Raw genomic sequence first — 16,252 nt, 5'->3', positions numbered from 1 at the left:
ATGTGGCCGGGTAACGGTAGTCTCGCGAGTGCTCTTATCGCAGAATGGCCCGAACCTTCGCTGGACATGACGTGCAAGCAGCTCACCTACTCCTCGTGGAAGACGACGCCGAGATCCGTGGCACGCTGGCGGAATTCCTGCGCGGCAAGGGCTACGTGGTCGATGAGGCCGAAAGCGGCGAGCAGGCCATGGCCCACCTGGAGAGCCCGGGTATCGATCTGGTGCTGCTCGATGTGATGCTGCCAGGCATCGATGGCCTGGAGGTCTGCCGGCGCATCCGTGCGAAGGGTGGCCCGCGCATCATCATGTTGACCGCGTTGGGCGAAGCCACCGACAAGGTAGTCGGCCTTGAGATCGGCGCGGATGATTACGTCACCAAACCCTTCGACCTGCGCGAGCTGCTCGCTCGTGTGCGCGCGATGCTGCGGCGTTCCCCTGGCGATGTTCCCGGTGGCAGCGCACCCACGGCCGACCATGGCGATGTCGTCCTTCGCTTCGCCGGCTTTTCCTTCTTCCCGTACCGCCGGTTTGTCCGCTCGGCCGCCGGTGTGCGTATCCTGCTCACCGGGACGGAAACCGACTTGCTGCTGGCGCTGTGCAAGCATCCGCGCCAGGTGTTGTCACGCGATGAACTGATCGCACTGACCCGCGGCGAGGCGTTTCCGATTTCGGCCCGCTCGGTGGACCTATTGGTGAGCCGGCTGCGCCGTAAGCTCGCCACCAACGACCCGCTGGATAACCCCATTCGCACGGTGCGCGCCGACGGCTACGTGCTGCACGCCGATGTGGCGCAGGCATGATGCGCCGCTTCTTCTCCACCACGATCGGCCAGATCCTTGCGATCGTGGCGAGCGCATCGGCGGCGACGTTCTGCCTGTTCCTTTTGCTGCTCATGCTGCTGTACCCGCATGTGCCACCAGCACCGCCATGGCCGTGGCAAGCCGCGTACCGCGTGGAAGCACTGGTGGATACGTTGCGCGATGTACCCGCGCGCGATTACCCCGCGATCCTTGCCGCGCCGCATGCACCGCTCACCGAGGCGCGCCTGCTGGTGGCGCCGCCGGTGTGCGATGAACTGAGCAACGAAACGCGGGAACTGGAGGCGGTGCTCAACGAAGGCCTTTCGCCGGGCATGGGGCCTGCGACCGTGCGCGTATGCAGCGGTGCACCAGAGCAGACCGCCACGCAGGTACTCGTGCGCATGGGCGAACAGACCCTGGCCATGCGTACGCATAGCGCATCGCCACGGCAGCCGCACCTGACGTTCCCGTTCGTCGGGGCCATGTTGTTCCTGTGCGTGGGTGTCGCGGCGCTGTCCACATGGGCGGTATGGCGGGTCATCCGCCCCTTGCGCCGGCTTTCCGATAGCGCGGATGCGTTCGGTCGCGACATGGCCGTGGAGCCGCTGGCCGAAGAAGGCCCGCTCGAAATCCAGCGTGCGGCAACGGCCTTCAACCGCATGCAGGAGCGCGTGACCCGGGCATTGAACGACCGGACGCGCATGCTCGCCGCCGTGAGCCATGACTTGCGGACGCCGCTGACCCGCATGCAGCTGGTATTGCAGACCGCTGAGCCGGGCCCGCTGCACGGGCGGCTGCTCCGCGATGTCGGGCACATGCGCGTGATGGTCGACTCGGCGTTGGCGTACCTTCGCGATGCCTCCGAGGCGGAGCCGCGGGAGCCGGTCGATGTCGCCGCGCTGCTACAGGCGCTTTGCGATGACTACGCGGATGGCGGCGCGGACGTAGCGTATGAAGGCATGGACGAGGCGGTTGCCTCGTGCCGCCCGAACGCGGTACAGCGCGCCATGGCCAACCTGCTCGACAATGCCGTGCAGTACGGCACGGCGGTGCGCGCGACTGCCGAAGCGGAGGGCGGGTTTATCCGTATCGCCATCAGCAACGATGGCGCCGTGATTCCGGTCGATCGGCTCGACGACATCACCGAACCCTTTGTGCGGCTCGATACCGCACGCAACGATCGCCCGGGCAGCGTGGGCCTGGGTCTTTCCATCGTGCGCGATATCGTCGCCGATCACGGCGGCACGCTGGACATCGCCAACCGGCCGGGAGGCGACGGTGTTGTCGTTACCGTAAGGCTACCCCGGCTCGTGTAGGAACGCGCCCCCGCACGGGTGGGTGATTAGCTCGCTACCACCACACAGTCGCGCCCCGCGGCCTTCGCCGCATACATCGCTTCATCCGCTTTCATCAGCAGGCGGTCCAGGTCGTAGCCGAAGCTTGCCGTACTGGCGACGCCAAAGCTTGCCGTGGCACGCACGATGGTGCGGTGTTCGCCGGAGGGCTCGCCGATCGCCACGCGCATGCGTTCCGCACGTTCGCGTGCCTGTTCCACGGTGGCGTTGCGCAGCAGCACGGCGAATTCCTCGCCGCCAAGGCGACCGAATACGTCGCTCTCGTCCAGGCAATCCCGGCACTCGGCCGCCACGCGAAGCAGCACCCAGTCGCCCTCCGCATGGCCGTAGGTATCGTTGATCTGCTTGAAATGATCCAGGTCGAACAGTACGAGTGCGATCGGTTCTGCGCTGCGCGATCCGTCGACGAGCGCCGTGGTGCACTGGTCGACGAAATGCTGGCGATTGCTGATGCCCGTAAGGCTGTCGTGACGGGCCATGCGCATGAACCGGCGCTGCGACCGGCGGGTGCGGATTAGCCAGAGGATGATCCCGCCGGTGACCGTGAGTGACAACAGGAAATAAAGACGGCTGGTCTCCGCATCGCGCTTGTCCGCCTCGCGTTGCAGATGCAGGATCTGGTTCTGCTTATCGAGTGTGTCCGCCTCGGTGCGGCTGGCGGCGACCTCCTGCTTGACCATCTGGTAGGCCAGCGCACGGGCGCCGACATCGTCGAGGTGCGCTTTGTCCGCTTCCGCGTGCCGTTCAAGCCACAGGGTGGCTGACCGCCAGTCGCCGCGCTTCTTCGCGACAAGGTAGGCCGTCTCCGTCGCCGATACGTACGGATCCGAGAACTCGCCCGCAATGGAGGAGCGAATGGCGGCCAGGGCGTAGCGATCGGCCAGGGCGACATTGCCGGCCTGCCACTGCGCACGCGCCAGTAGCGATTCGTACTGCGACACCTGCATCGGCTGTGCATCGTGGCGCACCGAGTCGTAGTAATGATCGAGCAGGGCGACGGCGGTGAGGGGGTGGCCGCGCTGGATGGCGCTATCGGCGATATCGGCGCGCAGCTCATTCGCCGCGATCATCTCGCCGGCGTGCTGGCATTCGGCTACCCATTGAGTGAACCGCGCATCGTCGCCATCGATACGGCCGCCGCGGTAGAGCGCATGGACGTAGATGGCGTTGCTCTTGCAGATGCTCGATGGCGTGTCGGCAATATCAATGGCGCGTGATGCGTAATCGCGCGCCAGGTCGTACTGGCCGGCCATGATGAGCAGTTGCGCCGCCTCGGCCAGCGCCTGGTAACGGGCGTGCGTGTCCTCTACACCTGGTAGTGCGGCCACCATGGCATCCAGGCGGACGAAGGCATCCTGGTAGTGGCGGCCGACGCCGAGGATATTGACCAGTGTCGCCGTGGCGCGCAGGCGCAGGACCCCGTCGGGCGCCCCATCCGCAATGCGCTCGAGCGCGGGCGTGGCGTGCGCGTGGTCACCTGCGTACGCGAGTTGCCATGCCTCCAGGTAGGCCAGGTGCATTTGGGCAGCCGCTGGCATCTGCTGCCGCGAGGGCGCAAGGCGTAGCAGCGTGGCCACGAATGCCGGGTGGTCGGAGGTCTTGGTGGCGTCGGCCACCGTGAGTGTCGCTTCGGGGTTTTCGCCAGCGCGCAGCTGAGCGCGTCCGTCACCGGCGTACAACGCCAGCGTGGCAAGGGCGACCGCCGGTAGCCACCGGCGGAAATAACGCAACGACACGTCCGTGCGAGGGCGCGCGCTTAACAGCGCGCGCCGCAAGGCACGGAAGACATGATCCCGATTGGCATGGCATCCCCACATTAGCGCCGGCAAGCCCCCCGGTCTGCCTGGCGCAAACGATCATAGCGTGCTGCCCACGGCCCGGCGTGATGACCCACCGGCCTGGCGCACCGCCCCCAAAACGCCACGGATCGGCCCGAAGGCCGCCGCATGCGCTCCCCACTCTCGCAGCACGCCCCACGGACTGACCCCATGACACGCCTGCCCGGACTGGACACCCTGCGCGCCATCGCCATCGTGTGGGTGATGCTGTTCCACAGCTACCTTATCGGCGGCCTGGGCGAAAACTTTGGCGTCCTCGAGCGTTCCGGCTGGATGGGGGTAGACCTGTTCTTCGTGCTCAGCGGTTACCTGATCGGTTCGCAGGCGTTTATCGCCCTGCGTGATACGGGACGGCTGGACATGCAGGCGTTCTATGCACGGCGCGCTTTTCGCATCCTGCCTGCGTATGCCGTGGTGCTGGGCCTGTACCTCGCGTGGCCGCTGTGGCGTGAAACCCCGCTGATGCAACCTGCATGGCAGTTCGCCACCTTCACGTTCAACCTTTTCTTCGACGCGCCGCAGCGATATGCCTTCTCCCATGTGTGGTCGCTGTGCGTGGAGGAGCACTTCTACCTGGTGTTTCCGCTGCTGGCGATCGTCCTGGCCGGCCGGCTGACGGCGACGCGCTTCATCCTCCTCTGCGCAGCGGTGGTGGTGGGTGGCATCGCGCTGCGTGCGTGGCTCTGGCAGGTGCACCTGGGGCCGCTCGACCTCGCCGGCGACCCCATCGGGCCGATGTACCTGCGTTACCTGTACTACCCCACGTATTCACGCCTCGATGGCCTGCTTGCGGGCGTGGCCGTGGCGGCATGCGCGGTGTTTCGCCCGACATGGCTTGCCTGGGGGCAGCGCCGGGGTGCGGCGCTGCTGGGCGCATCGGCCCTGCTGCTCACCGGCTGCATCGCGTTCTTCGACGGCAGCCGGCTCGGCTTCTGGCAGAACGCAGTCGGCTACCCGCTCGTGGCCCTTGCGATGGCCGGCTTCGTCGGGATGGCAACGGGCAGTACGTGGCTGGCCCGGTGGCGCATCCCTGGCGCGGGTTGGCTGGCGCGTGCCTCGTACAGCCTGTACCTCAGCCATAAGGGCGCCTTCATGCTCACCGTGGCCCTGCTGGACGGGCGGCTGGACGGCCATCCGGCGTGGCGCTTCATCGCCTTCGCCCTGGTGGTGCTCGCCGTGGGCGCAACCCTGCACTACGGCGTGGAACGGCCATGTTTGCGTTGGCGCGAGCGCCGTTCCGCTACACTACGCGGACCCAGGGTGATCCAAGGCGCCAGCGCCGCGGATTGAAACGGGAATCCGGTGACCCGCAGGCCGCGTGCCTGCGCCATTCCGGAGCTGCCCCCGCAACGGTAGGCGAGTTGAAGGGGCTGGCAGAAGCCACTGTGCCGTTCGCGGCATGGGAAGGCGCCAGCCCTTGCAGGTAACCCCTGCGCTCGCGAGCCCGGAGACCGGCCCACGTGGTATCACCGGACAGGCGGAGGGCCCTGGTCGCGGGTGGCCCGACTCCGTTCGCCGTCGCTTGCACCTTGCCCACGTCCGTCCCTCGCATCCAATACCGCGCGGGTAGGCGCGGTCTGCAGGGAACTACAACGTGTCGCTCCATTCGTCCCGCCTCGCCCTGGCCATCGCTCTTGCGATGACCGCTCCCGTCGTCGCCCACGCCGACGACGCACCCTCCACCGACCTGGACAAGGTCGTCGTCACCGCCAGCCGCACCGAGCAGACCCTGAACCAGGTGCTCTCGGCATCCACGGTGATCGATCGCGCCGATATCGAACGCCTGCAGCCGCGCTCGCTTGCCGATCTGCTGCGCACCACGCCGGGCGTATCCATCGCCAACAACGGCGGCCCGGGCAAGGCCACGTCGGTATTCATGCGTGGCACCGAATCCGACCACGTGCTGGTGCTCGTCGATGGCGTGAAGATCGGTTCGGCGACCTCCGGTACCGCCGCATTCCAGGACATCCCGGTCGACCAGATCGAGCGGATCGAGATCGTGCGCGGCCCGTACTCGAGCCTGTATGGCTCCGATGCGCTGGGCGGCGTGATCCAGATCTTTACCCGCCACCCGCAGGGCGCGTTCGTGCCGAACCTTTCCGTGGGCGTGGGCAGTTGGTCGACATTGCGCGGATCGGCCGGCTTCGCGGGCCGCGGCGCGAATGGCTGGTATTCGGTGGAAGCCAGCCACGACCAGACCCATGGCATCAACGCGTGCCGCGGCAAGCCCAGCCCGGGCGGTGGCGGTTGCTACACCTACGAGCCGGATGATGATGGTTACCGCAACAATGCGCTCTCGTTGAAGGGCGGCTGGCGCTTTGACGAGCAGTGGGATGCCGATGCCAGCGCCACCCGCAGCGAAGGCCACAACTATTACGACGGCACCAGCAGCAACTACGCCGAATCGGCGACGCAGACCGTGGGCGGCCGTCTTCGCTACCGTCCGGCGCAGGACGCACTGGTGACGCTGAACGTCGGTCGCAGCCTCGATCTGTCGACGGACTACGAGAACGGCGTCTACGCCGATACGTTCAATACGCACCGTGACCTGGCCTCGCTGCAGGCGGACCTGGGCAAGGTCGGTGGCGCCTGGGGCCTCACGACACTGGGTTTCGACTGGCAGCGCGATCGCGTGGTCGGCAGCACGGATTACTTCGTGGATGCACGCCGTAACCACGCGCTGTTCGCCCAGTGGCAGCAGGAATTCGGCGACAACTCCATCCAGGGTAGCGTGCGCCGCGACGAGAACAGCCAGTTCGGTGGCAAGACCACGGGCAGCCTGCAGTACGGCTACGCGTTGACGAAGGATCTTCGCGTGACCGCGAGCTACGGCACCGCATTCAAGGCGCCGACCTTCAACGACCTGTACTACCCCGACTACGGCAACCCGGACCTGAAGCCGGAAACCTCGCGTAACTGGGAACTGGGCCTGCGCGGCACGCCGGGTTGGGGCAACTGGTCGGTGAATGCGTTCCAGAACCGCATCGATCACCTGATCGTGTTCGATTCGAGCCTGACCGGCCCACTGTTCCCGTACGGCGGCGCCAACAACATCGATCGTTCGCGCATTCGTGGCGTGGAACTGGCGGCCGATACCAGGCTCGGAGACTGGCGCCTGGGCGGCAATGCTACGTGGCTCTCGCCGGAAGACGACAGCGACGATGCCACCCATGGGAACCTGTTGCCACGCCGCGCGCGCCGCACCGCCAATGTCGACCTGGATCGCAGCTTCGGCGCCTTCAGCGTCGGTGCCAGCGTTTTCGCTTCGGGCTACCGCTATGACGATACGGCCAACCTGCATCGCCTGGGTGGCTACGCACTGACCGACCTGCGCATGGCCTATGCGATCGATACCGCATGGAACGTGGAGCTGTCGGCGAAGAACATTTTCGACCGCCATTACGAGACCGCGCGTTATTTCAACCAGCCCGGCCGCAACTGGATGCTGACGTTCCGTTACCAGCCGCGTTCCTGATCCGTCCCGGAGGAAACCACGATGAAGCCGCTTTCCCGTCCTGCGTTCGCCGCCCTCGCCGCGCTCTTCGCGCTGGTGATGATCGGCACCCGTTTCCATCATTTTGGTGACATGCTGCATCTGCCTGATGCATCCATGGCGTTGTTTTTCCTGGGTGGCATCTACCTGCGCAAGCACCTGGCCTTCATCGGCTTCGTGGTGCTGGCCGTACTGGTGGACTGGTATTCGGTGAGCTACGCGGGCGTGAGCGACTTCTGCATTACCGTGGCGTACTCCTTCCTGCCGCTCGCGTACGCCGTGCTCTGGTACGGCGGCCGCCTGATCGCGCCGCGCTTTGATGGTTCACTGCGTTCGCATGGCCTGGTGTTCCTCGGGATCGTGGTATGCGCCACGCTGAGCTACGCCGTGTCCAATGGTGCGTTTTACTGGCTGGGCGGTCGTTACACGAAACCGCACATGACGGAATACGTCGCGCGCTTCATGCAGTGGGGCCCCTTGTTCGTTCGCGCCGCCGCGCTGTACGTGCTGGCCGCCCAGGTCCTCCACGCCGTGATCGCACATTTCCTGCCGAAGGAGGGCGGCCGCGGCGCGGCCCACGCATGACGGATAAACCCGAATGGCGCGACATGGATGAAGCGTCGCGCTACCGGGACCGGGCCCAGCGGAAAAAGGAACTGGTGGACCGGCGCATCGCACGGGCCACCATCGATCGTGGTGTGCTCGTCGTGAACACGGGCAATGGCAAAGGCAAGAGCTCGTCAGGCTTCGGCATGCTGGCGCGCTCGCTAGGCCACGGCTTCCGCTGCGGTGTCGTACAGTTCATCAAGGGCAGCTTCTCCACTGGCGAGGAGGCCTTCTTCCGCAGGTTCGAAGGCGATGAACTGGATTACCACGTGATGGGCGAAGGCTATACCTGGGAGACCCAGGATCGGGAGCGCGATATCACCGCCGCCATGGCGGCGTGGGGTATCGCCGAGCGCATGCTTGGCGATGACACGTACGACTACGTGTTGCTCGATGAGCTGAATATCGCCCTGGTGAAGGGTTACATTCCGCTGGACCGCGTTGTGGCAACGCTTCTGGCCAGGCCGGAGCGGCAGCATGTGGCAATCACCGGGCGTGGCGCGCCGGATGATCTCGTGGCTATTGCCGACACCGTGACCGAGATGCGCGTCGTGAAACACGCGTTCCAGGCCGGGATCAAGGCACAGAAGGGTATCGAACTGTGACCCGTTACTGCCCTGCCTTGCTGGTTTCCGCGCCCGCATCCGGGCAGGGCAAGACGAGCGTCACCGCGGCCCTTGCCCGTGCCCATGCTCGCGTTGGCCGGCGCGTCCGTGTGTTCAAGACCGGGCCCGATTTCCTCGATCCGATGATCCTGGCGCGTGCGAGTGGCGCACCGGTTTACCAGCTGGATACGTGGATGGGCGGCGAGGACGACGTGCGCGCGCGCCTGTACGACGCGGCTGGCGAGGCCGATCTCATCCTCGTCGAGGGGGTGATGGGCCTGTTCGATGGTTCGCCATCCAGCGCCGACCTTGCTGCGCGCTTCGGTCTGCCCGTGCTGGCAGTGATCGATGGCTCCGCCATGGCGCAGACCTTCGGCGCGCTCGCACACGGCCTGGCGACGTACCGCGATGACGTGACTGTGCAGGGCGTCCTCGCCAACCGCGTAGGCAGCGACTACCATGCCAGACTCCTGCGCGAGAGCTTGCCGGCTTCCATCGCATGGTACGGCACCCTCCCACGCGACACCGTCCCCTGTAGGAGCGCGCTTGCGCGCGATCCGGCCCGCGAGAGACCCATATCGCTACCCGAACGCCACCTCGGCCTTGTCGCCGCCGATGAACTGAGTGATCTCGATGAGCGCCTCGACGCCCTGGCCGATGCCATCGCCGAGCGTTCCGCGCTTGAACTGCCGCCGCCCGTGCCGTTCGAGCCTGCCGCGTTCGCATCCCCAGGCATCTCGCTTGCGGGCGTGCGCATCGCCGTGGCGCACGACGCCGCGTTTGCCTTTGTGTATCCGGCGAATCTCGATGTGCTGCGCCGCGCCGGTGCAGAGGTCATCGTCTTTTCGCCTCTCGCCGGCGATGCGCTGCCGATGTGCGATGCCGTGTGGTTGCCGGGCGGCTACCCCGAACTGCATCTTGCCGCGCTAGCGGCGCGTGACGATCTGCGTGGAGCCTTGCACGCCCATGTGGATGCAGGGCGGCCGTTGCTCGCGGAATGCGGCGGCCTGCTCTACGCGCTGGATAGCCTCACTGATCGCGACGGGCAAACGGCGTCCCTCGCCGGGCTGCTGGGCGGCCATGCCGCGATGCAGCCGCGTATGGCGGCACTCGGCATGCAGGCCGTTTCGCTGCCCGAGGGTGACCTGCGCGGCCATTCGTTCCATTACGCTCGCGCTACGATCGCGGCGGAACCCATCGCGATGGCGACGAATCCGAACGGCGGCCCGACAGCAGAAGCCGTCTATCGTCGCGGACGTATGACCGCAAGCTTCGTGCACTTCTACTTCCCGTCCAACCCGGACGCCGCGGCGCGCCTGTTCCTGCCGTGAGCACGGCGCTTGCCCTGTGGCTTGGTGTGGGCCTGGATGCATTGCTTGGCGAGCCGAAGCGCTGGCATCCGCTGGTGGCCTATGGCCGCTTCGCTGGCATGCTCGAACGGCACCTGCACGCGGACACACGCATAGCCGGCGCGGTTGCCTGGTGCGTTGCCGTGCTCGTGCCCCTCGCCGGACTGGTGATGATGCGTCGGGTCGCTCCCGCGTGGCTTGCGTTCGTGCTGGATGTGGTGCTGCTTTATGCCGCGATAGGGCGGCGCAGCCTGGGCGAACATGCGCGCCCCATTGCCGATGCGCTTGAAAGCGGCGACCTGGCGGCGGCGCGCGCCGCCGTGGGGTGGATGGTGAGCCGCGATACCACCGTGCTTGATGCATCGCAGGTCGCCGGTGCCGCAACGGAATCCGTGCTCGAGAATGGCCACGACGCGGTGTTCGGCGCGCTGTTCTGGTTCGCCTTGCTTGGTGGGCCGGGCGCGCTGCTGTTCCGCCTGGCCAACACGCTCGATGCCATGTGGGGTTATCGCACGCCGCGGTTCCTTCACTTCGGGTGGGCTGCGGCGCGGGCTGACGATCTGTTGGGCTTCGTACCCGCGCGCCTGACCGCGCTGACGTACGCGGTGGTGGGACATGTCGATGGGGCCCTGCGTTGCTGGCGCACGCAGGCGCCTCACTGGAAGAGCCCCAATGCGGGACCGGTGATGGCGGCGGGAGCAGGCGCACTTCACGTCGCGTTGGGTGGGCCCGCCCCGTACCACGGCCAGTGGCAGGACCGACCCGTGCTGGGCGAGGGTGATAAGCCGGGTGCAGCGAGCATCCGCGCCGCGCTTCGCCTCGTGGACCGCGGCGTTGTTGTTTGGCTTTTCATTGCGTTACTGGTTGGGATTGCTACGTATGCTTGAACACGGCGGACGTCTCGCACGCGCGGCAGCGCACTACGGCATCCCGCGCGACCGCTGGCTGGATCTCTCCACGGGCGTAAGCCCGCACGCGTGGCCCGTGCCCGCCATACCCGCTGAAGCGTGGCATCGCCTGCCGGAAGACGAGGATGATCTGCTCGACGCGGCGCGCGCGTACTACGGCTGCGAGCACCTGCTCCCGGTCGCGGGTACGCAGGCGGCGATACAGGCGTTGCCACGGTTGCGGCCTAGGTCACGGGTTGGAGTGCTCGCGCCCGGTTACGCGGAGCATGCACATGCCTGGCGGGAGGCGGGGCATGACGTCACGTTGCTGCCGATGGAGGCACTGGTCGCGCGCGCGGGCGAGTTTGATGTGGTGGTTTTTATCTCGCCGAATAATCCGACGGGGGAGCGGGTGCCGGGTGCGTTCTTGCAGCACCGATCGCGCGCCCGCGCGCTCGAGCAGAAACCTGACTGGGTGGTCGTGGATGAGGCGTTTGGTGATACGCGGGCGGACGCATTCCTGCAACCACGTGACGGCATGATCCTCCTGCGTTCCGTTGGGAAGTTTTTCGGGATGGCGGGAGCACGTGCCGGGTTTGTAGCCGCGTGGCCCGGGCTGCTCGATGCCCTGCGCGAACAACTGGGTCCCTGGGCGTTGAGTGGGCCCACACGCTATGCCGTGGCCCGCGCCCTTTGCGATACCGCATGGCAGGACGCGATGCGCCGCAGGCTGAAGCAGGAGAGCACATGGCTCGGATCCACGCTCGAACGTGCGGGGCTGAAGCCCGCCGGGGGTACCGATCTGTTCCAGTATTGCCCCCATCCGGATGCCGCTGGCCTGTTCGAGGCGCTAGCCCGCCGTGGTGTGCTTGTACGTCTGTTCAACGAGCCTTCCGCACTGCGTTTCGGCCTGCCGCCCGACGACGTGTCGCATGGGCACCTTGCCAGCGTCCTCGCGGAGATTCTTCCATGACGGCTCGGGTGCTCATGGTGCAGGGCTGTACCTCCGATGCGGGCAAGAGCACGGTGGTGGCGGCGCTATGCCGGTGGCTGTACCGGCGCGGCGTGCGGGTCGCACCGTTCAAACCGCAGAACATGGCACTCAACGCTGCCGTCACGGTGGATGGCGGTGAGATCGGCCGGGCGCAAGCGGTACAGGCGCAGGCGGCCGGTGTGCCGCCGCACACCGATTTCAATCCGGTGCTGCTCAAGCCGAACAGCGACACGGGTGCCCAGGTCATCGTGCACGGCCACCCGGTGGGCAATATGGATGCCGTGGGATACCACGCTTATAAGCGGGTGGCCATGGGCGCCGTGCTGGCGTCGCACGAACGGCTCGCGGCGGCCTTTGAGGCGATCGTGGTGGAAGGGGCGGGCAGCCCCGCCGAGGTAAACCTCCGTGAGCGCGATATCGCCAACATGGGCTATGCCGAGGCGGTGGATTGCCCGGTCATCCTCGTGGCGGATATCGACAGGGGCGGCGTGTTCGCTCACCTGGTCGGCACCCTCGCCGTGCTGTCACCGCGCGAGCGTGAGCGCGTGGTTGGCTTCGTGATCAACCGGTTCCGTGGCGATCTGGCATTACTGCAACCGGGCCTGGACTGGCTGGAGCGCGAGACCGGTAAGCCTGTGCTTGGCGTGTTGCCTTACCTGCATGGCCTTGTGCTGGAGGCCGAAGATGCGCTCCCCCGTTCGCGCGCTATCCGTGATAACGCCCGTTTGCGCGTGGCCGTTCCCGCCCTCCCGCGTATCAGCAACCACAATGATTTCGATGCACTGCGCGCGCATCCCGACGTGGATTGCGTTTTCGTCGGTCCCGGCGATGCGTTCCCGCCGTGCGACCTGGTGGTGCTGCCGGGCTCGAAGTCGACGCGTGCCGACCTTGCGTGGCTTCGTGAGCGCGGGTGGGACAAGGCGATCTTTCGCCACGTCCGTTACGGCGGGAAGGTTATCGGCATCTGTGGCGGCTTCCAGATGCTTGGGCGTGCGGTGCACGATCCCGACGGTATCGAAGGCACGGCCGGATCCAGCGCAGGCCTTGGCCTGCTCGACATGGAAACCACCATGGGTACGCACAAGCACCTGCACCGGGTCGAAGGCACGCTCGCCGCCAGCGGTGCACGCGTAAGCGGTTACGAAATTCATTGCGGCACGTCTTCCGGTCCCGCGCTGGAAACACCGATGACGTTAATCGGCAAACATGATGGCGCCGTGTCTGCGGATGGCCTGGTCATGGGAACCTACCTGCACGGTGTGTTCGATCACCCGGATGCGCTGGCTGCATTACTGCGCCATGCGGGCCTGGACGATGCGGCGCCGCTCGATATCCATGCGTTACGTGATGCGTCGATCGACCGGATTGCCGACGCGCTTGATACACACATGGATACCCGCCGCCTCGCGGCATGGTTTGGATTGGATCGATGAAGACGCTGATTCTTGGGGGCGCGCGTTCGGGCAAGAGCGCGCTGGCCGAGCGGCTTGCACGCGAAAGCGCGAAAGAAGTGACATACATCGCCACGGCACAGGCGCTCGATGGCGAAATGGCAGGGCGCATCGCTCACCATCGCGCGCGCAGGCCGACGGCATGGGCTTGCATCGAGGAGCCGCTGGCGCTCGGCGCGGTCCTTCGCGCACATGCTTCAACCGGGCGCCTGCTGCTTGTCGACTGCCTGACCCTGTGGCTGTCGAATGCGCTTGGTACTAATGACGGCGCCCACTTCGACCGGGAGCACGCCGCGCTGCTTGCCGCGGTCAACGATGTCCCGCATGACATCGTTTTTGTCAGCAACGAGGTCGGCCTTGGCATTACGCCCATGGGCGAACTCACGCGCCGCTTCGTGGATGAAGCTGGGCGCCTGCATCAATCCCTTGCCGCTGCCTGCGAACGCGTGGTGTTCGTGGCCGCGGGGCTCCCCCTCGTGATGAAAGGAACGTTGCCATGAAACGCTGGATGACCGTGCCCTGCCGCGTCCCCGATCACGCGGCCGCCGCCGCGGCGGCCGAACGGCAGGACACCCTGACCAAGCCCCCGGGGTCGCTGGGGAGGCTCGAAGCGCTGGCGATCCAGCTGGCTTCGTTGCAATCGCGTAAGCGGCCGCGCGTGGATCGCGTGCATATCGCCGTGTTCGCTGGCGACCATGGGGTGGCGGCGGAAGGTGTTTCCGCATTCCCGCAGGCGGTTACCGGCGAGATGGTGCGCAACTTTGCCAACGGTGGCGCCGCCATCGCCGTTCTCGCGCGTGAGCTGGGCGCAACGCTCGAAGTGGTGAACCTGGGTACGGTCAACGATCCGGGCGAGATCGAAGGCGTGCGCAGGGAGATCATCGCGCCATCCACGGCCAACCTGCGCCACGTACCAGCCATGACCGATGACGAACTCGACGCGGCGCTGGATGCCGGGGTTCGCAGCGTCGCGCGCGCCGCGGCTGCGAGTACCGAGCTCTATATCGGCGGCGACATGGGGATTGGCAACACGACCGCAGCCAGCGCGCTTGCGTGCGCGCTGCTGGGCGAGAAGCCAGAAGCACTCGCAGGCCAAGGTACCGGCCTCGACAAGCAGGGCGTTGCGCGCAAGACCACCGTGATTGCCGATGCCCTGCGTGTTCATGGCGCCATCGAATCACCGCGCGAGATGCTACGCCACTTCGGCGGCTTCGAGATCGCGGCCCTGGCCGGCGCATTTGTCGCGGCGGCGCAGTGCGGCATTCCGGTGCTCGTCGATGGCTTTATCGCGAGCACGGCCGCGCTCGCCGCGGTGGCGCTACGCCCGGATGCACGCCCGTGGCTGATCTTCGCGCACCGCTCGCATGAGCGTGGCCACGGTCGCGTGCTGGATGCACTGCAGGCCTCGCCGCTGCTCGACCTGCACATGCGCCTTGGCGAAGCCAGCGGCGCTGCCGTGGCGGTGCCGCTGCTGCGCATGGCGTGCACGCTGCACGGTTCCATGGCCACCTTCGCGGAGGCTGGGGTATCCGAAGCATGAGCATCGAGCTGCTGCGCCACGGCGATACCGGCCAGCGTAGCTACCGTGGGCAACTGGATGATCCGCTGACTGAGCTCGGTTGGGCTCAGTTGCGTGCAGCTGTCGAAGGCCTGGCATGGGATCGCATCGTGTCGTCATCGATGGCGCGCTGCGCGCGCTTCGCCGAAGAGCTGGCCAGTGCGCGCGGCGTGCCATTGCGCCTCGATGCGCGCTTTGCGGAGTATCACTTCGGGGAGTGGCAGGGTGTGCCCATCGAGACCCTGGCGGAAGAGCAGGGCGACGCACTCGGCCGCTTCTGGGCGAATCCGGTGGCGCACCCGCCGCCCGGCGCGGAGACCTTCGAGGCCTTCCACGCGCGCCTTGCTGCGGCGATGGACGACGTATGCCGGGACGCCAGTGGCGCCCGTGTGCTGGTCGTGACCCACGGCGGTGCCATTCGGCTGTTGCGCTGCGTGGCCGAGCGTCGCGCCTTCGGCGACATGGCCAGCCTTGATGTGCCGCACGCCTCACTTCACCCCGTAGCCTGGGGCAGGTGATGCGCGCGGCCGTTATCGCTTTTGCGTTTCTCACGCGCCTGCCGATGCCCAAAGTGGCGTGGGACGTGCAGGCGCAGGCGGCCTCGCTGAAGTGGTATCCGTTAGTCGGTGCAGTGCTTGGCCTGATCTTCGTGATGGCCGCCTGGTGCCTGCAGCATGTGCCCGCGATCCCTGCTGCTGCGGTGATGCTTACGCTTTGGGTCGTGGTAACTGGCGCGCTACACCTGGATGGCCTGGCGGATAGCGCCGACGCATGGATAGGCGGCATGGGCGATCGTGAACGCACGCTGGCGATCATGAAGGACCCCCGCTGCGGCCCCGCCGGCGTGATGTCCCTGATCGTGGTCAGCCTCGTCAAGTTCGCAGCGCTAACCGCTGTTGTAGGAGCGGGCTTGCCCGCGATCGGCGCTGGCGGTCCCCTCCCTTGGGCTCTGCTCCTGCCGCCATTACTCGCGCGCGGCGCGCTGGTCGCCCTGTTCCTCACCACGCCCTACGTACGCAATAACGGCCTGGGTGCGCCCCTGCGTGGCGCGCCGGCGTTCGGCTGCCAGATAGCCGTGCTGCTGACTATCCTCAGCACCTTCGCCTTTGGCTACGCCGGCGCCAAAGCCTTCATCGCCGCGCTGCTGGTCGGTTTCCTCTGGCGCCGTGCCTGCATGAAGCGCCTCAGCGGCTTCACCGGCGATACTGCCGGTGCCATGGTCGAACTCATCGAAGCCGCCACCCTCATCGCCCTGCTTTTGTAGGAGGCAAAAAAAAGCGCCCTCATGGGGCGCTTTTTTCTGTGCCGCCAGGCTG

The 16,252-nt window shown here is 66.6% G+C and carries 14 protein-coding genes, 1 pseudogene and 1 riboswitch; of the genes and pseudogenes, 14 read left to right on the top strand and 1 reads right to left on the bottom strand.

Annotated elements, in window-relative coordinates; genetic code table 11:
* Nucleotides 1-71 precede the first annotated feature (71 nt).
* Both ABIE56_RS18045 and ABIE56_RS18040 read left to right on the top strand, forming a co-directional pair.
* A complete protein-coding gene (locus ABIE56_RS18045; protein WP_429245180.1) occupies nt 72-800 on the top strand; it encodes a response regulator transcription factor in 729 nt (242 codons plus the stop codon).
* Entirely contained in the window at nt 797-2,116 is a 1,320-nt protein-coding gene (locus tag ABIE56_RS18040) for an ATP-binding protein (RefSeq protein ID WP_429245179.1), read from the top strand. The genes ABIE56_RS18045 and ABIE56_RS18040 overlap by 4 nt, the downstream gene beginning before the upstream one ends.
* Before the next feature lie 26 nt (nt 2,117-2,142).
* On the opposite strand, the gene ABIE56_RS18035 is transcribed toward ABIE56_RS18040, so the two are convergent.
* Nucleotides 2,143-3,885 carry a diguanylate cyclase gene (locus tag ABIE56_RS18035; protein WP_429245178.1) on the bottom strand — a complete coding sequence of 581 codons (1,743 nt, stop codon included), beginning with the start codon at nt 3,883-3,885 and terminating at the stop codon, nt 2,143-2,145.
* A 258-nt stretch (nt 3,886-4,143) separates the two neighbouring features.
* On the opposite strand from ABIE56_RS18035, the pseudogene ABIE56_RS18030 reads away from it, so the two are divergent.
* From ABIE56_RS18030 to ABIE56_RS17975, 12 genes and pseudogenes are all read left to right on the top strand, one after another.
* Nucleotides 4,144-5,238 (top strand): annotated as a pseudogene (locus ABIE56_RS18030) (acyltransferase family protein); the annotation flags it as partial.
* Nucleotides 5,235-5,467: riboswitch (cobalamin riboswitch) on the top strand. It overlaps the preceding pseudogene by 4 nt.
* A 120-nt stretch (nt 5,468-5,587) precedes the next feature.
* Nucleotides 5,588-7,468: a TonB-dependent vitamin B12 receptor gene (gene btuB / locus ABIE56_RS18025; RefSeq protein WP_429245177.1), complete on the top strand. Its 1,881-nt coding sequence runs from the start codon at nt 5,588-5,590 to the stop codon at nt 7,466-7,468.
* Nucleotides 7,469-7,489: 21 nt separating this feature from the next.
* Nucleotides 7,490-8,071, top strand: coding sequence for a hypothetical protein (locus ABIE56_RS18020; RefSeq protein ID WP_429245176.1), 582 nt, complete (start codon nt 7,490-7,492; stop codon nt 8,069-8,071).
* A complete protein-coding gene (cobO, locus tag ABIE56_RS18015; protein WP_429245175.1) occupies nt 8,068-8,697 on the top strand; it encodes a cob(I)yrinic acid a,c-diamide adenosyltransferase in 630 nt (209 codons plus the stop codon). The genes ABIE56_RS18020 and cobO overlap by 4 nt, the downstream gene beginning before the upstream one ends.
* A complete protein-coding gene (locus ABIE56_RS18010) occupies nt 8,694-10,028 on the top strand; it encodes a cobyrinate a,c-diamide synthase (protein WP_429245174.1) in 1,335 nt (444 codons plus the stop codon). The genes cobO and ABIE56_RS18010 overlap by 4 nt, the downstream gene beginning before the upstream one ends.
* Nucleotides 10,025-10,933 carry an adenosylcobinamide-phosphate synthase CbiB gene (gene cbiB, locus ABIE56_RS18005; protein ID WP_429245173.1) on the top strand — a complete coding sequence of 303 codons (909 nt, stop codon included), beginning with the start codon at nt 10,025-10,027 and terminating at the stop codon, nt 10,931-10,933. The genes ABIE56_RS18010 and cbiB overlap by 4 nt, the downstream gene beginning before the upstream one ends.
* Nucleotides 10,926-11,906 carry a threonine-phosphate decarboxylase CobD gene (gene cobD, locus ABIE56_RS18000; RefSeq protein WP_429245172.1) on the top strand — a complete coding sequence of 327 codons (981 nt, stop codon included), beginning with the start codon at nt 10,926-10,928 and terminating at the stop codon, nt 11,904-11,906. The genes cbiB and cobD overlap by 8 nt, the downstream gene beginning before the upstream one ends.
* Entirely contained in the window at nt 11,903-13,360 is a 1,458-nt protein-coding gene (locus ABIE56_RS17995; RefSeq protein ID WP_429245171.1) for a cobyric acid synthase, read from the top strand. The genes cobD and ABIE56_RS17995 overlap by 4 nt, the downstream gene beginning before the upstream one ends.
* Nucleotides 13,357-13,878, top strand: a complete 522-nt coding sequence (gene cobU / locus ABIE56_RS17990; RefSeq protein WP_429245170.1) for a bifunctional adenosylcobinamide kinase/adenosylcobinamide-phosphate guanylyltransferase — start codon at nt 13,357-13,359, stop codon at nt 13,876-13,878. Before ABIE56_RS17995 ends, cobU begins: the two co-directional genes overlap by 4 nt.
* Nucleotides 13,875-14,918: a nicotinate-nucleotide--dimethylbenzimidazole phosphoribosyltransferase gene (gene cobT / locus ABIE56_RS17985; protein WP_429245169.1), complete on the top strand. Its 1,044-nt coding sequence runs from the start codon at nt 13,875-13,877 to the stop codon at nt 14,916-14,918. Before cobU ends, cobT begins: the two co-directional genes overlap by 4 nt.
* Nucleotides 14,915-15,454, top strand: a complete 540-nt coding sequence (locus tag ABIE56_RS17980; protein ID WP_429245168.1) for a histidine phosphatase family protein — start codon at nt 14,915-14,917, stop codon at nt 15,452-15,454. The genes cobT and ABIE56_RS17980 overlap by 4 nt, the downstream gene beginning before the upstream one ends.
* Entirely contained in the window at nt 15,451-16,200 is a 750-nt protein-coding gene (locus ABIE56_RS17975; protein WP_429245167.1) for an adenosylcobinamide-GDP ribazoletransferase, read from the top strand. Before ABIE56_RS17980 ends, ABIE56_RS17975 begins: the two co-directional genes overlap by 4 nt.
* The last annotated feature ends 52 nt before the right edge of the window (nt 16,201-16,252 follow it).

This window comes from Luteibacter sp. 621, assembly GCF_050435445.1.
Taxonomy (GTDB): Bacteria; Pseudomonadota; Gammaproteobacteria; order Xanthomonadales; family Rhodanobacteraceae; genus Luteibacter.
This window is presented reverse-complemented; position numbering and strand designations above follow the sequence as displayed.

Bases quoted from the DNA above. Each gene is read 5' to 3' on its own strand.
- ABIE56_RS18040 (WP_429245179.1), top strand. From the start codon at position 797: ATGATGCGCCGCTTCTTCTCCACCACGATCGGCCAGATCCTTGCGATC.
- ABIE56_RS18020 (WP_429245176.1), top strand. From the start codon at position 7,490: ATGAAGCCGCTTTCCCGTCCTGCGTTCGCCGCCCTCGCCGCGCTCTTC.
- cobO (WP_429245175.1), top strand. From the start codon at position 8,068: ATGACGGATAAACCCGAATGGCGCGACATGGATGAAGCGTCGCGCTAC.
- cobD (WP_429245172.1), top strand. From the start codon at position 10,926: ATGCTTGAACACGGCGGACGTCTCGCACGCGCGGCAGCGCACTACGGC.
- ABIE56_RS17995 (WP_429245171.1), top strand. From the start codon at position 11,903: ATGACGGCTCGGGTGCTCATGGTGCAGGGCTGTACCTCCGATGCGGGC.
- cobU (WP_429245170.1), top strand. From the start codon at position 13,357: ATGAAGACGCTGATTCTTGGGGGCGCGCGTTCGGGCAAGAGCGCGCTG.
- cobT (WP_429245169.1), top strand. From the start codon at position 13,875: ATGAAACGCTGGATGACCGTGCCCTGCCGCGTCCCCGATCACGCGGCC.
- ABIE56_RS17980 (WP_429245168.1), top strand. From the start codon at position 14,915: ATGAGCATCGAGCTGCTGCGCCACGGCGATACCGGCCAGCGTAGCTAC.